The 15,633-nt window shown below is 41.9% G+C and carries 11 protein-coding genes, 8 tRNA genes and 2 pseudogenes; 2 read left to right on the top strand and 19 right to left on the bottom strand.

The genetic code is table 11. From position 1 onward, the window contains the following. Positions 1-633: 633 nt before the first annotated feature. On the bottom strand, positions 634-2,019 hold the full coding sequence (locus tag A8F95_RS20535) for a pyridoxal phosphate-dependent decarboxylase family protein (protein WP_245671471.1): 1,386 nt from the start codon (positions 2,017-2,019) through the stop codon (positions 634-636). 115 nt (positions 2,020-2,134) lie between these two features. On the opposite strand from A8F95_RS20535, the gene pdxR reads away from it, so the two are divergent. Continuing rightward, positions 2,135-3,601 carry a MocR-like pyridoxine biosynthesis transcription factor PdxR gene (gene pdxR / locus A8F95_RS20530; protein WP_065412249.1) on the top strand — a complete coding sequence of 489 codons (1,467 nt, stop codon included), beginning with the start codon at positions 2,135-2,137 and terminating at the stop codon, positions 3,599-3,601. A 182-nt stretch (positions 3,602-3,783) separates the two neighbouring features. Here pdxR and glmS read toward each other — a convergent pair whose 3' ends face one another. From glmS to sigW, 9 genes and pseudogenes are all read right to left on the bottom strand, one after another. Further along, complete coding sequence (glmS, locus tag A8F95_RS20525) at positions 3,784-5,586, bottom strand: glutamine--fructose-6-phosphate transaminase (isomerizing) (RefSeq protein WP_065412248.1); 1,803 nt, start codon at positions 5,584-5,586, stop codon at positions 3,784-3,786. A 448-nt stretch (positions 5,587-6,034) separates the two neighbouring features. Further along, positions 6,035-7,384: a phosphoglucosamine mutase gene (gene glmM, locus A8F95_RS20520; protein ID WP_065412247.1), complete on the bottom strand. Its 1,350-nt coding sequence runs from the start codon at positions 7,382-7,384 to the stop codon at positions 6,035-6,037. 42 nt (positions 7,385-7,426) lie between these two features. Further along, positions 7,427-8,410, bottom strand: coding sequence for a CdaR family protein (locus A8F95_RS20515; RefSeq protein ID WP_065412246.1), 984 nt, complete (start codon positions 8,408-8,410; stop codon positions 7,427-7,429). Continuing rightward, positions 8,403-8,942 (bottom strand): annotated as a pseudogene (cdaA, locus tag A8F95_RS23450) (diadenylate cyclase CdaA); the annotation flags it as partial. The gene A8F95_RS20515 and the pseudogene cdaA (A8F95_RS23450), both read right to left, overlap by 8 nt. Before the next feature lie 47 nt (positions 8,943-8,989). Beyond that, positions 8,990-10,172, bottom strand: a pseudogene (gene glmM, locus A8F95_RS20510) (phosphoglucosamine mutase); the annotation flags it as partial. Between the two features lie 42 nt (positions 10,173-10,214). Beyond that, the gene (locus A8F95_RS20505) at positions 10,215-11,198 is read right to left on the bottom strand and encodes a CdaR family protein (RefSeq protein WP_065412246.1); all 984 of its coding nucleotides are present in this window, start codon (positions 11,196-11,198) and stop codon (positions 10,215-10,217) included. Beyond that, complete coding sequence (gene cdaA / locus A8F95_RS20500; protein WP_049659419.1) at positions 11,191-12,024, bottom strand: diadenylate cyclase CdaA; 834 nt, start codon at positions 12,022-12,024, stop codon at positions 11,191-11,193. Before cdaA (A8F95_RS20500) ends, A8F95_RS20505 begins: the two co-directional genes overlap by 8 nt. Before the next feature lie 146 nt (positions 12,025-12,170). Further along, positions 12,171-12,779 (bottom strand): anti-sigma factor family protein, encoded by a 609-nt coding sequence (locus tag A8F95_RS20495; protein WP_176713779.1) that lies wholly within the window; start codon positions 12,777-12,779, stop codon positions 12,171-12,173. Positions 12,780-12,797: 18 nt separating this feature from the next. Further along, a complete protein-coding gene (sigW, locus tag A8F95_RS20490; protein ID WP_049659416.1) occupies positions 12,798-13,361 on the bottom strand; it encodes an RNA polymerase sigma factor SigW in 564 nt (187 codons plus the stop codon). A gap of 170 nt (positions 13,362-13,531) precedes the next feature. Between sigW and A8F95_RS21850 the strand changes: the two genes are divergently transcribed. Further along, entirely contained in the window at positions 13,532-13,681 is a 150-nt protein-coding gene (locus A8F95_RS21850; RefSeq protein WP_077247476.1) for an aspartyl-phosphate phosphatase Spo0E family protein, read from the top strand. A 65-nt stretch (positions 13,682-13,746) separates the two neighbouring features. Here A8F95_RS21850 and rocF read toward each other — a convergent pair whose 3' ends face one another. From rocF to A8F95_RS20445, 9 genes are all read right to left on the bottom strand, one after another. After that, positions 13,747-14,652, bottom strand: coding sequence for an arginase (rocF, locus tag A8F95_RS20485; RefSeq protein WP_065412244.1), 906 nt, complete (start codon positions 14,650-14,652; stop codon positions 13,747-13,749). A 156-nt stretch (positions 14,653-14,808) separates the two neighbouring features. Further along, a tRNA-Lys gene (locus tag A8F95_RS20480) sits at positions 14,809-14,881 on the bottom strand. Positions 14,882-14,885: 4 nt separating this feature from the next. After that, positions 14,886-14,960 (bottom strand) — tRNA-Gln (locus A8F95_RS20475). Positions 14,961-15,038: 78 nt separating this feature from the next. Then, positions 15,039-15,123: transfer RNA gene (locus A8F95_RS20470), tRNA-Tyr, on the bottom strand. 9 nt (positions 15,124-15,132) lie between these two features. Beyond that, positions 15,133-15,208, bottom strand: a tRNA-Thr gene (locus A8F95_RS20465). Between the two features lie 19 nt (positions 15,209-15,227). Beyond that, positions 15,228-15,303, bottom strand: a tRNA-Val gene (locus A8F95_RS20460). A 5-nt stretch (positions 15,304-15,308) separates the two neighbouring features. Further along, positions 15,309-15,383 (bottom strand) — tRNA-Glu (locus A8F95_RS20455). Between the two features lie 17 nt (positions 15,384-15,400). After that, positions 15,401-15,473 (bottom strand) — tRNA-Thr (locus A8F95_RS20450). 1 nt (position 15,474) lies between these two features. Continuing rightward, positions 15,475-15,549, bottom strand: a tRNA-Asn gene (locus A8F95_RS20445). Positions 15,550-15,633 lie beyond the last annotated feature (84 nt).

Here is a 15,633-nt window from a genome sequence, read left to right as displayed (position 1 = left end):
CCGTTAGGGAGAGAGTTAGCTGCTGCTTCGACCCTTCCGCTTGTAATATTTACTTCCACTCATCGGTGACCGTTTATACCGTCGGCTGCTGCTACTGCCCCGGCGATAATAACCACTTCTCCGCTCGCTGCTTCCTTGGGAAAGATGCTTAAGCTGCTTCAATATTTTTTTAAACATTGTTTACCTCTTTCCATTTTATTTCAAGCTTGTGATCTATTTTTTAGTCTAGCATAGTTTACCCACAAAGCTTAATGATTAGCACAGGGTCGAATACATACCAGCTGTTTTCCCTACTGTTCCTCTATTCCAAATTAATAATCATACTTGAAATAAACAAACACATCAAAAAAGGATACGTATTGTTATAGATTGGTGATTTGCATGAATCACACCTGCCGCAAGAACGACAAATCATATACTTGATTTAGTGTCTAACTATTGATTTCATACTCCTGCCGTCATTCTCCTTGCATGGAACTGAGCGTTTACATTTATTCCACAATTAGAAAGTACATTTTCCTCCATCATAACAATAGTAGGTTTAATTTTCACAAAAAGATTAATTAAATGGCTCCAAGGAAATGAAATTCTATCCCTTCTCTCATCCTATTCAAACCCTTCTCTTTTACAAAGTTATTTCATGGATTGAGCTGTTGACCGTAATGCTTCCCATATAATATTTATATCTTTTTCCTCTGTGCGCCAATTGCTAAAAGCAGCACGAATGGCAGGAACGCCATTATAGATAGTTGGCGTCATAAACACTTTTCCTTGCTGGTTTAAAGCAGTAAGAAATTGGTTGTTCATTTCAGCAGTGATAGATTCTTTGTTTAAAGAAAAGCAAACAACGTTTAATCTTACTGGTGATAACAGTTTAAACTCCTGGCTGTTGTTTATTTTTTCCCCAAGGCGTTTAGCTAGTTCAACATTTTGCTCAATAAGATTTTGGTAGCCGCTTTTACCGTATGCTTTTAGCGTAAACCATGCTGGCAAGGCACGGAACCTTCTAGAATTTTCAGGTGTAAGATTAAAAAACTCCGGATGTTCAATTGCATCCCCGAGATAAGCAGCATTATTTTGAAATACTTCCGCTTGAAGCTGCTTATGACGAGTAAATTGCATGGCAGAGTCGTAGGGAACATTCAACCATTTATGCGCATCAATTGTAATAGAGTCGGCAGCATCCATCCCTTCTACTAATTCTCTATATGCAGGGGAACAAGCAGCAAAACCGCCAAAAGCCGCATCAATATGTAACCAAAAGCGGTAGTGCTTTTTAAGCTTCCCAATAGCAGCTAAATCGTCATAGTCTACCGTATTAACTGTTCCCGCATTGGCTACAACGATGCATGGCTCACTTTTCTGTTGTTCAAGAAATTCCTTTAATTTTTCGATATCAATCGCCTCTCGATTTTCCTGACAAGGTATTGAATGAATAGATTTTCTCCCTATGCCCAGCATAGAAGCTGCTTTAAAAACGCTGGAGTGAGGAGCGCCGCTCAAAATTTTAATGGGTGGAATATCGTACAGGCCTTCCATGGAAATATCTTTTCCATAGTGATGTGCAATCCATTGCCTTGCTTGAGCAAGACCTACGAAATTTGCCATGGTGGCCCCACTTACGAAGGTGCCGCTATAATCATGGCTTAAGTGAAGTAACTCTTTTAACAGGTCAATCGTTTCAAGTTCAATCAACCCGGCAATTGAATCCCGTGAGCTAGCTGCATTTTGATCATAAATACTAACTAACCAATCTCCTATAATGGACGCAGGTGTAGAGCCCCCCGTAACGAAGCCTAAGTATCTTGAACCAGCACTTGCGCTTAAGCCTTTAGCATAGTGTTGGGTGAAATATTCAAGGGCTGCACTTGCTCCAATACCCGATGTAGATAGTTGATTTTTTGGCATGTCATAGGATTGAACCGCTACATCTCTCTCTTCAAGGCCCTGATAAAAATTTGTTGCATGCTGCACGATTTCTGTTAATATCCGTTCAAAATCTTTTTGGTCTTGGTTCATGATATTCATCTTCTACTTTTCCCCTTTTAACAAATTTTTCTTGTTCCTCATTGTTTTTACGATATATAGTGATATGTATAACAGTCAATGAGTGAATATAACAGTGGGAGACAATATGAAAATCAATCTTAACCGTCAATCAGATCAATCGTTAATTCATCAAATTGCCAACATTCTAGCGGAGAGAATTCGTTCAGGTGTTGTAGAAGAAGACAGTCAATTGCCTTCAATCCGAAACTTTTCAAAAGAAAATCAAGTTAGTTTTGTTACGGTAAGCAAAGCTTATACCCTTTTAGAGAAGAATGGCTATATTCGCTTAGAGCATGGAAAGGGAGCTTTTGTTCGGCGGAAAGAGCAGAGGAAAAAGATTGAAAAGAGAACAAGCAAAAATGTTGATTGGCAGCTAGCCATTCCAGACTATATTCAGCGTTCACAATACATGTTAAATTTGGGACCGGAAAATGCAATTAAACTATCTAGTGCCATTATAAATCCAGGACTGCTCCCTTCCGCTTATTTGACGAAAGAAATAAACCAAGTTTTGCAGGATGACCCACAAATTGTAGCCCGTTACGGCCCTATTCAAGGAGATGCTGAAGTTCGGGAAGCAATTAAAAAGTATTTACAACGATATGGCGAGCTTAAAACAACAAGCTCAGAGATCATCATTACAAGTGGTGTGCAGCAAGGAATCGATCTAGTAGCAAGAACTTTTATTGGTCCTGGAGACATTGTGATTACGGAGGCGCCCACCTATACGGCAGCACTCGATGTTTTTCGAAATCGAGGAGCTCACATTATTCCTATCCCTGTAGACGGAGAAGGGATGCAAACAGATATTTTAGCTTCTCTCTGTTTAACTAAAAAACCAAAAGTTGTTTATACGATCCCTACATTTCATAATCCAACTGGCACAGTTTTAAGTAAAAAGAGAAGAATAGATTTAGTAGAACTGGCACAAAGAAACGGCTTTCTTATTGTAGAGGATGACTCATGGAATGAAATATATTTTGATCATAACCCGCCCCCGCCCACTATTAAATCTTTGGATACGAGCGGTCATGTGATTTATTTAAAGGGCTTTAGCAAAGCTTTAGCACCTAGTTGCAGGATTGGGGCGATGGTTTCAAACGGGACTATTCATCAGCGGTTGTTAACATCGAAATCTTGTACGGACCTGGGCAGCCCACTTTTAACACAAAAAGCGCTAATTCCATTTTTGAGTTCTACTAGAATGAACACACATTTAGAAAAGCTGCGTATCGCCCTTGAAATAAGAAGAGATCAAACAATTGCCTTGTTAGAGAAATATGCACCTGAAGGAGTGACCTGGATCAGGCCTAAGGGAGGGCTAAATATTTGGGTGTCTCTGCCTGGCAGCGGCAATACAGATGAACTGCTTTTAAAAGCACAACAATCCAACCTGTCATTTTTGCCTAGTTCGGCTTGTTATCCAAATGAACCAAAATATAACCACTTAAGAATTAGTTACTCTTATCTAGAGAATCAACAGCTTGAACAGGGGATTATGGAGCTTTGTAAGGTTATGGAATTGTATCTTCAAGAAGTGAAACCGAGTTAAGGATGATAACTCTCTTTCCTTAATCCTTTTTCAGCCGTTTTTCCACTTTAAGTATTTTCATTCTCTTAATCAAAAAATACCTCTTTGGATATGTTTACCCAAAGAGGTATTTTTTCACTGCATTTTATATGCATTATGACTTTATTTCAAAGCTGCAAAAACAGCCTGATGAAAACCTACTTTTATTCCACTGTTACACTCTTCGCCAAGTTACGCGGCTTATCAACATCACAATCACGGTGCAATGCTGCATAGTAAGCAATGAGCTGCAATGGCACAACAGCGACAAGCGGTGTTAAAAGCTCATGAACAGCCGGAATCACGAAGCGGTCGTTTTCGTTCTCTAGCCCTTTCATAGAGATAATGCAAGGGTGCGCACCGCGAGCCGTTACTTCCTTCACATTACCACGAATGCTTAAGTTTACATTTTCTTGAGTCGTAATGGCAATGACTGGTATGCCATCTTCGATCAAAGCGATCGTGCCGTGCTTCAACTCTCCTCCAGCAAAGCCTTCTGCCTGTATATAAGAGATCTCTTTCAACTTCAATGCACCTTCAAGGCCAACATAATAATCAATGGAGCGGCCGATGAAGAAGCAGTTGCGTGTAGTGGAGAGATAGTCTCTAGCGATTTGTTCGAACTCATCTTTCGTATCACAAAGCATTTCCATTGCATTCGCCACTATGCCGAGTTCATGCACAAGGTCTAGTTCTGTCTTAATACCGAGTGATTCAGCCGTAGCATTCGCTAGAATCGCTAGTACAGAGACTTGGGCTGTGTAGGCCTTTGTAGAAGCAACAGCGATCTCAGGGCCTGCATGCAGCAATAGCGTGTAATCCGCTTCACGAGACAACGTAGAACCTTGAACATTTGTGATTGTTAAGGCTTTGTAGCCCATTTCCTTTACTTTTACGAGTACAGCACGGCTGTCAGCTGTTTCGCCGCTTTGGGAAATGAAAATAAACAATGGGTTTTTAGACAGAAGCGGCATGTTGTAGACAAATTCACTTGCTACATGTACTTCTGTCGGAATCTCTGCGAGTTTTTCTAAATATTGTTTGCCGACGAGTCCAGCATGGTAGCTCGTTCCGCAAGCTATGATATATAAACGGTCTGCGCCTTTTAGCGCTTCAATAATATTTTCATCCACCGTCAGCTCTTCTTGTTCGTTTTGATATGCTTGAATAAGCTTTCTCATCACAAGCGGCTGCTCGTCAATTTCTTTTAGCATGTAATGTGGATACGTACCTTTTTCAATATCGCTGGCATCTAGCTCCGCTGTGTATGGAGCACGTTGGATTTCGTCACCATTCAAGTTTTCAATCGTTACTTTTTCTTTTGTTACGATGACAACCTCTTTGTCCATCAATTCTACAAATTGGTCTGTTACCTGAATCATGGCCATAGCATCAGAGGCAATGACGTTAAAGCCTTCTCCAAGTCCAACAAGAAGTGGGCTTTTGTTTTTAGCCGCGAAAATCGTGTCTGGCTCTTCTCTATCCAGCATCCCAATGGCGTAAGAACCTTTTAGCAGCTGCAGCGTTTTACGAAAGGCTGCTTCTGTTTCAAGGCCTTCTAGCGCAAAAAGTTCAATCAATTGAACAATTACTTCTGTATCCGTGTCACTCTTCAATGGCACATCCAGCAAGTATTCTTTCTTAAGCTGTTCATAGTTTTCGATTACTCCGTTGTGAACGAGTGTGAACCGCCCAGAAAAACTTTGATGAGGGTGTGCATTTTCTCTGCTTGGCACACCGTGAGTAGCCCAACGTGTATGGCCAATTCCTGTTACTGTGCTAATATTTTCGTCTACGACTTTCCGTAAATCCGCAATCCGGCCTTTTTCTTTAAAAACATGAACATCTTGCGCATCTCTAATTGCAATACCAGCAGAGTCATAGCCACGGTATTCAAGTTTCTCCAGACCGCTCAGCAAGATTTCCTTTGCATCCTTAAAGCCGATATAACCAACAATTCCGCACATACAATAGTTCCTCCTATAAAGAAGGCAGGCAAAAGCAGAGCGCTTATTTGCCGCTCTTCTTTTTTTATATTCTCTTTTTTCTCTCCGCATTTCCATTCCCTTTGTCCGCAAGGTTACCCCTGCGATTTAAGGAAGGACTGTCGGTTGTGCGGTCATCAACCGGGAGGCATCCGCCGAACATTTCGATAAACCTCCTCCTCGTCAACTAGCTAGGCTCTCTCCTGCTAGTTCAGGCGCTTTATAAAACAAATAGTTATAAAATAGACTCCTCTCCTTTCTTTACTGTTTCTGTAAAACAGGATTATCATACACTAATCAATTTCTCGTCGTCAACTGATATTTTTTTTGTAATGGAATGCCAATATTATTACATGTATATGAAAAAAGAGACGCACATGTGCGCCTCTTCTCTTTCTTTCCCCTATATCCTGCTGATGAAACCTATTGTTTATTCAGCAAGGCCCATTTCCGCTTTTACGACAGCAGCAATCCGCTCAACAAATGCTTGGCATTGCTCCTCGGTTTGCGCTTCAACCATCACACGAACAAGCGGCTCTGTACCTGATGGGCGAACAAGCACCCGTCCGTTTCCGTTCATTTCTGCTTCTACCTCGGAAATAACGGCTTTCACTTTTTCATTTTCCGTTACTTTGTATTTATCTGTCACTCGTACGTTCTGTAAGATTTGCGGGTATTTCTTCATTTCTGCCGCAAGCTCTGATAAAGGCTTTTTCGTCATTTTCATAATGTTTATAAGCTGAAGACCCGTTAATAGGCCATCACCTGTTGTATTGTAATCTAAGAAAATAATGTGGCCAGACTGCTCGCCGCCCAGGTTATATTGGTCTTTTTTCATCGCTTCCACTACATAGCGATCGCCGACTGCTGTCTGCACACTTTTAATGCCCAACGCTTCTAGTCCTTTGTAAAAGCCGAGATTACTCATAACTGTTGAGACAACGACAGACTGCTTTAACTGTCCTTGTTCATGCATATACTTCGCACAAATAAACATAATTTGGTCGCCGTCTACGATGTTTCCTTTTTCATCAACAGCAATCAAACGATCCCCGTCGCCATCAAAGGATAAACCGACATCTGCCTTTTTCTCTAGTAAGAAAGCGGCAAGTGCTTCTGGATGTGTAGAGCCGACTCCGTCATTAATGTTTAGTCCATTAGGAGAAGTTCCCATCGTTGAAATATCTGCCTCTAAATCAGCATACAGATGCGGAGCTAGTGAGGATGTAGCACCATGGGCACAATCTAGTGCAATATGAATACCAGAGAAATCTTCATCTACTGACTGCTTCAAGTACTGGATGTATTTTTGTCCACCTTCAAAATAATCGCTCACTTGTCCGAGATTAGCACCGGTCGGACGTGGCAGGTTATCTGTGTCTTGATCAAGAAGGGCTTCGATCTCTGCTTCTTGTTCATCAGATAGCTTGAATCCATCAGGACCAAAAAACTTAATGCCATTATCTCCGACTGGATTGTGAGAAGCTGAAATCATTACGCCTGTCTGAGCATCCATCACTTTTGTTAAATAAGCGACGCCTGGTGTAGAGATAACGCCAAGACGCATGACTTCTGCCCCAATGGATAAGAGGCCAGCAACAAGAGCTCCCTCTAACATATGACCGGAGATACGAGTGTCACGGCCTACTACGACTTTCGGGCGCTCTGCATTCTTCGTTAACACATAACCGCCGAATCTGCCTAATTTAAAAGCAAGCTCGGGTGTTAATTCTGCATTTGCCACTCCTCTTACTCCATCAGTTCCAAAATACTTTCCCATTTATCGATTCTCTCCTTTGTTTTACCTTCTGTTCAAACGGCGTTATTCACCGTTTTTCTTTTCTGGTTCACCTTCCGGACTTCCTTCGACTGTCACCTTTACCTTTACGAGCTGCGGGGAAACAAAGTTCAGCCCTTCGCCAATCTCAATTGGCACAGTAAGTGTTGTGTCTTTCTTTATACTGTCCACTTCTACCGGGACAACTAGTTCTTCCATATCCCTCAAAATAGATTCTTTTCCGTAAATCGTAATTTCTTCTGTCTCAGGTTTAATAGACCTAATTTTGATCCCCTTAGGTGGTGTGCCTTTAGGGAAGAACCTGAGCGCTATTTTTTTGCTTGGGTTTTTGACAGAAATGGATACTTGAACGGTTTCAGGTTCTATTTTAACGTCTAGCTTATTCAAGTCACCATCCAACACTTGTACTTTCGCGGTGCCGGTTGTTTCTTTATCGACTTTTTCTTTCACATCTAGAGTCGCTTTCACGTAAACAATTTTATTAAGCGCCGCTTTTGATCCAGTCACTTTTACGCGCTTCGGATCAACAGAAACGGCTTCTTCCTGATATCCCTCCGCCAACATATTGTCATTGAATTCTGGGCTCACGACAAAGTAATCAGAAACCTTCTCTTCAATTGTGACATCGACTGTCTCTGGAATAACGGTTACTTTCAATTTATCGGAAAGCTGCTTGTATTTAATGGGAACACGATGTTTCCCTATACTTGTGTTAGTTAAATCAATGAAGAGCTCAAAGTCTCTTAGTCGCTTTGTTGATTCAATAATGCTTTTTGGGCCTTTCAGTTCGACCTTCACTTTATCTGGAACGCCTGAAACAAATAAGTTTTCCGTATCATAGTATGCCTGAACCGGGACATCGGTAATCACTTCACTGTTAGTCTGAGCAGAATCATCTGCCTTTTGAGTTAACTGAAAATCGCCGAAATTCACAGATATGTACAGTAAAATGGTCAAAAGCAAAGCAACGATACGTACAAACCAGGAGCTTTCCACAAATTTATCCATCGCTTTTTCTCCCCCTCCAGATCCACCGGCCTGAGGAATCACTTTCCTTTTTAAGTAACTCATGCATCAAAAGTTTTTCAAAATCCTCAGAGGACAAATCACGGAACAAATCACCGTTCTTTGTAACGGACACGGCTCCGGTTTCCTCAGAGACAACAATGGTGATGCTGTCAGTCACTTCACTGATGCCCATTGCGGCCCTGTGTCTCGTACCCAATTCTTTTGAGATAAATGGGCTCTCTGACAAAGGCAAATAACAGGCTGCTGCAGCTATTTTGTTTTTTTGAATAATCACTGCTCCATCATGAAGCGGGGTATTAGGGATGAAGATATTAATGAGTAATTCCGATGTAATAGAGGAATGCAGCGGAATTCCCGTTTCAATATAATCATTCATGCCCGTTTCTTTTTCTATGGAAATAAGAGCACCTATCCGTCTTTTAGCCATATAGCTAACTGACTTCATTAAAGCGTCTATTAAATCGCGCTGCTCTTTATCCTCCTGCACTACATTCCTAGAAAAAAGACTTCCCCTCCCAAGCTGCTCTAAAGCACGGCGTACCTCAGGCTGGAAAATGATAATAANGGCTTTCACTTTTTCATTTTCCGTTACTTTGTATTTATCTGTCACTCGTACGTTCTGTAAGATTTGCGGGTATTTCTTCATTTCTGCCGCAAGCTCTGATAAAGGCTTTTTCGTCATTTTCATAATGTTTATAAGCTGAAGACCCGTTAATAGGCCATCACCTGTTGTATTGTAATCTAAGAAAATAATGTGGCCAGACTGCTCGCCGCCCAGGTTATATTGGTCTTTTTTCATCGCTTCCACTACATAGCGATCGCCGACTGCTGTCTGCACACTTTTAATGCCCAACGCTTCTAGTCCTTTGTAAAAGCCGAGATTACTCATAACTGTTGAGACAACGACAGACTGCTTTAACTGTCCTTGTTCATGCATATACTTCGCACAAATAAACATAATTTGGTCGCCGTCTACGATGTTTCCTTTTTCATCAACAGCAATCAAACGATCCCCGTCGCCATCAAAGGATAAACCGACATCTGCCTTTTTCTCTAGTAAGAAAGCGGCAAGTGCTTCTGGATGTGTAGAGCCGACTCCGTCATTAATGTTTAGTCCATTAGGAGAAGTTCCCATCGTTGAAATATCTGCCTCTAAATCAGCATACAGATGCGGAGCTAGTGAGGATGTAGCACCATGGGCACAATCTAGTGCAATATGAATACCAGAGAAATCTTCATCTACTGACTGCTTCAAGTACTGGATGTATTTTTGTCCACCTTCAAAATAATCGCTCACTTGTCCGAGATTAGCACCGGTCGGACGTGGCAGGTTATCTGTGTCTTGATCAAGAAGGGCTTCGATCTCTGCTTCTTGTTCATCAGATAGCTTGAATCCATCAGGACCAAAAAACTTAATGCCATTATCTCCGACTGGATTGTGAGAAGCTGAAATCATTACGCCTGTCTGAGCATCCATCACTTTTGTTAAATAAGCGACGCCTGGTGTAGAGATAACGCCAAGACGCATGACTTCTGCCCCAATGGATAAGAGGCCAGCAACAAGAGCTCCCTCTAACATATGACCGGAGATACGAGTGTCACGGCCTACTACGACTTTCGGGCGCTCTGCATTCTTCGTTAACACATAACCGCCGAATCTGCCTAATTTAAAAGCAAGCTCGGGTGTTAATTCTGCATTTGCCACTCCTCTTACTCCATCAGTTCCAAAATACTTTCCCATTTATCGATTCTCTCCTTTGTTTTACCTTCTGTTCAAACGGCGTTATTCACCGTTTTTCTTTTCTGGTTCACCTTCCGGACTTCCTTCGACTGTCACCTTTACCTTTACGAGCTGCGGGGAAACAAAGTTCAGCCCTTCGCCAATCTCAATTGGCACAGTAAGTGTTGTGTCTTTCTTTATACTGTCCACTTCTACCGGGACAACTAGTTCTTCCATATCCCTCAAAATAGATTCTTTTCCGTAAATCGTAATTTCTTCTGTCTCAGGTTTAATAGACCTAATTTTGATCCCCTTAGGTGGTGTGCCTTTAGGGAAGAACCTGAGCGCTATTTTTTTGCTTGGGTTTTTGACAGAAATGGATACTTGAACGGTTTCAGGTTCTATTTTAACGTCTAGCTTATTCAAGTCACCATCCAACACTTGTACTTTCGCGGTGCCGGTTGTTTCTTTATCGACTTTTTCTTTCACATCTAGAGTCGCTTTCACGTAAACAATTTTATTAAGCGCCGCTTTTGATCCAGTCACTTTTACGCGCTTCGGATCAACAGAAACGGCTTCTTCCTGATATCCCTCCGCCAACATATTGTCATTGAATTCTGGGCTCACGACAAAGTAATCAGAAACCTTCTCTTCAATTGTGACATCGACTGTCTCTGGAATAACGGTTACTTTCAATTTATCGGAAAGCTGCTTGTATTTAATGGGAACACGATGTTTCCCTATACTTGTGTTAGTTAAATCAATGAAGAGCTCAAAGTCTCTTAGTCGCTTTGTTGATTCAATAATGCTTTTTGGGCCTTTCAGTTCGACCTTCACTTTATCTGGAACGCCTGAAACAAATAAGTTTTCCGTATCATAGTATGCCTGAACCGGGACATCGGTAATCACTTCACTGTTAGTCTGAGCAGAATCATCTGCCTTTTGAGTTAACTGAAAATCGCCGAAATTCACAGATATGTACAGTAAAATGGTCAAAAGCAAAGCAACGATACGTACAAACCAGGAGCTTTCCACAAATTTATCCATCGCTTTTTCTCCCCCTCCAGATCCACCGGCCTGAGGAATCACTTTCCTTTTTAAGTAACTCATGCATCAAAAGTTTTTCAAAATCCTCAGAGGACAAATCACGGAACAAATCACCGTTCTTTGTAACGGACACGGCTCCGGTTTCCTCAGAGACAACAATGGTGATGCTGTCAGTCACTTCACTGATGCCCATTGCGGCCCTGTGTCTCGTACCCAATTCTTTTGAGATAAATGGGCTCTCTGACAAAGGCAAATAACAGGCTGCTGCAGCTATTTTGTTTTTTTGAATAATCACTGCTCCATCATGAAGCGGGGTATTAGGGATGAAGATATTAATGAGTAATTCCGATGTAATAGAGGAATGCAGCGGAATTCCCGTTTCAATATAATCATTCATGCCCGTTTCTTTTTCTATGGAAATAAGAGCACCTATCCGTCTTTTAGCCATATAGCTAACTGACTTCATTAAAGCGTCTATTAAATCGCGCTGCTCTTTATCCTCCTGCACTACATTCCTAGAAAAAAGACTTCCCCTCCCAAGCTGCTCTAAAGCACGGCGTACCTCAGGCTGGAAAATGATAATAACCGCTAGGAACCCCCATGTTAAGGCCTGTTCCATAATCCAGCTTAATGTATCAAGCCCGAGCAGCCCGCTTAAGCCTCGTACGACGATAATAACAAAAATACCCTTCACGAGCTGAACAGCTTTCGTGCCGCGTATAACCATTAAAAGTTTATAAACAACAAACCAAACAAGCAATATATCCAGTGCGTTGGATAAATAATCCAATGCAGTAAAATGTTCGAAGTAGTTTGAAAACGGCATATTACATCCTCCAATAATGTAATGACTGGAGCCGTACAGAGGCTTTGTGTTTTATTTAACTAGCATATTATAACACAGTCTGCCGAAAAGTCCGAACCAAAAGGGGGCAGACCTCCATTCTTTAGAAAAAAGAGTGTTCGTAGTAGCTAGTCGAACACTCCCGTTACTGCTTTTTTCAGTTTAAACCATATCCAACCGAAAGCCTCATCGATTTCTTCTATTTCCCCTGTAACGCGTCCAGCCGAAGCCATATACTGTTCGCCATTAATGACGGTCACATCTCCCTGTACCTCTCCTTCGACGCGAATATCACCGTTCTCTACAACAATGTCTCCTTTTACTTGTTCTCCAGCAGGAACAACGACTGTATCGTTTTCAACCTGCAGATTGTTATACTTTGTAAAAGCAAAATGATTCGCTTCTTGTTGCCAGGTCGATAAAAGGCCACCGGTCATTAAAGCTAAAAACAAAGAAGCCGCCGTAAAAAACGGGTGCCTTCTGATCCAGCGCTGAATGCCAATAACCCTTGTTTCTTTTGGTAAGGCGAACAGGACCTCCTCTGTAAATCTTTCAGGGGCTCCTATGTGGGACATGCTTTGTACAAGTGCAATCGTCTTTTTTAACTCTAAAAAATGCTGACGGCAATCATTGCATGTTTGTAAATGTGCTTTTAGTTTCTGTTGTTCCCCAGAAAAGAGCTCCCCATCTAAATAATTGTGCATCAAGCGAACGATCTCTTTTTGACAAGAAGCCATGATTTCACACATCCCTTCTCACATATTCCGCAAATACTTACGAAGTGCCTCGCGCCCTCTATGTATCCGTGTTTTCACCGTGCCTAGGGGCAATTCTAAGATATCTGCAATTTCTTGCAGCTGTAGCTCTTCGATATATTTTAAGACGATGACTGACCTGTATTTTTCGGGAAGATTAAAAATAGCCGACTGGATAACCTCCTGCAGCTCCAAATTTTCCACTGCTTCTTCAGGAAGCTCTTCCGTAGAGGCAACTTGCGAATACATATTAAGTCCTTCTGTACCAGCAATTTCAGCATCAAGGTGATAATCCGGTTTTTTCTTGCGAATCCGGTCAATGCATAGATTTGTCGCAATTCGGTAGAGCCAGGTTGCAAACTTCTTTTCAGGATCGTACGTATGAATATTAACAAATGCTTTAATGAATGTTTCTTGTGCAGCATCCTCTGCTTCATGACGATCCCACAACATCCGAAAGCAAATTTGATACACTTTATCTTTATAAAGTTCTACGATCTCACCAAAAGCATTTTGGTCGCCCTTGAGAACCTGCTTAATCCTTCTTTGGACAATTAACTCCATTATTTTTTACCTCCTGCCCTCGCAGGTATCTTTCCATACGATTATCAGCTAAAAAAGGTTTCAAAAAAAGCACAACTCTATCATAACAAATTACGTTGAAATGTTTACATATTTTTGTAAAAGGGTATAGTGATCATAATCAAAACGACGGTAGGAGTTGATTGATCACAATGGCTGCAGCGGAATTGTTAGAAGAAATTGAGGTTTGTCGGCATAACATGGTGATGCTGGCTATGGAAACATCCTTTTCAGATAAAAAGGTAGTAGAGATCAGCACACGCCTTGATCAATTATTAAATCAGTTTGAGGAATTAAAATAACCGGAGATCCTAACTTTATATTAGGATCTCCGGTTATTTTATAGCTGTTCCTTCGTCTTGCTGCCTTATAAAAGCTTGCTTCCGAATAAAGAAGCCATCAAGGCCACCGCCACAGAGGCTGTCTTATTTTTTTCATCAAGAATCGGATTAACTTCTACAAACTCTGCAGAAGTAATTAATCCGCTTTCCGCAAGCATTTCCATAGCTAAATGGCTTTCACGGTAACTAATTCCCCCAATAACCGGTGTACCTACTCCTGGGGCATCACTCGGATCAAGACCGTCCAAATCTAATGACAAATGAACTCCGTCTGTTTTTTCACGCAAGTACTCAATCGTTTCCTCAATCACCTTTGTCATGCCCAGACGATCAACTTCATGCATCGTATATACTTTAATGCCTTGTTCTTTAATAAGAGCTTTTTCTCCTTCATCAAGGTCGCGCGCACCGATAATCACGATATTTTCAGGTTTTACTTTTGGAGACGGACTGTAAAGGCCAGTCAGCGCTTCATGGCCAAGACCAATGCTAACAGCTAAAGGCATACCATGGATATTACCTGTAGGAGATGTTTCCGCTGTGTTTAAGTCACCGTGTGCATCGTACCAGATTACACCTAAATTATGATAATGCTTCGCTACGCCAGCAAGTGTACCAATCGCAATACTATGGTCACCACCAAGTACAAGCGGAAAGCTTCCAGATTGGATGACATTGTCCACTTTTTCTGCCAGCTTCGTGCTTGCTTCAGCAACCGATTTCAAGTTCTTTAAGTTTGTATTTTCGCTGTGAACCGCATGCTTCTTATTAATCTCAATATCGCCACAGTCTTCTACTTCATATTGTAACGCTTCAAGGCGCTCGCTAATACCGGCATAACGGATAGCACTAGGCCCCATGTCTACCCCTCTGCGTAGTTGTCCTAAATCCATTGGAACACCAATGATTGATATTTTCTTTTCGTTAGTCATATGAACTCTCCTTTCGTGTTGCTCGCCTTATTTTAACCGAAAGAAAGAACTTGACTCAACTGGACACTTTTTTGGATAATTATTCACATTTATCTAAAGAAAAAAGCTGTTTTAGTTAAATGGAAAATCACTTAACTAAAACAGCTTTTTAAAGAGTGAGCCATGAAGGACTCGAACCTTCGACCCTCTGATTAAAAGTCAGATGCTCTACCGACTGAGCTAATGGCTCGTTATGGCTGGGCTAGCTGGATTCGAACCAACGAATGACGGAGTCAAAGTCCGTTGCCTTACCGCTTGGCTATAGCCCAATGTTAGTGAAGACGAAATAAAAAGGACATTTTTAAATATGCCCAAGTTTTATTTGTTTCATTCATGATTAATAAAACTGGTGGAGGGGGACGGATTCGAACCGCCGAACCCTGAGGGAGCGGATTTACAGTCCGCCGCGTTTAGCCACTTCGCTACCCCTCCGAAAGAAACTGGTGCCGGCAAGAGGACTTGAACCCCCAACCTACTGATTACAAGTCAGTTGCTCTACCAATTGAGCTACACCGGCACGTAAATATAACATATAATGGTGGAGGATGACGGGTTCGAACCGCCGACCCCCTGCTTGTAAGGCAGGTGCTCTCCCAGCTGAGCTAATCCTCCATAAATGGTGACCCCTACGGGATTCGAACCCGTGTTACCGCCGTGAAAGGGCGGTGTCTTAACCGCTTGACCAAGGGGCCATTCTTAAAAACTAGTAAGCTTCCAACCGGGCTCGAACCGGTGACCTCTTCCTTACCATGGAAGTGCTCTACCTGCTGAGCTATGGAAGCATGGCTCCGCAGGCAAGATTCGAACTTGCGACCGATCGGTTAACAGCCGATTGCTCTACCACTGAGCTACTGCGGAATAATTTTTTAGCTGCAGATGAACATATTGACTAAATAAATGTCCCATAGTTCGCCTGGCAACGTCCTACTCTCACAAGGGGAA

This window comes from Pseudobacillus wudalianchiensis (assembly GCF_001685015.1).
In the GTDB taxonomy this organism is placed as follows: Bacteria; Bacillota; Bacilli; order Bacillales; family Domibacillaceae; genus Pseudobacillus; species Pseudobacillus wudalianchiensis.
The sequence above is the reverse complement of the archived record's forward strand: the minus strand, read 5'-3'. Positions and strand labels throughout refer to the sequence as shown.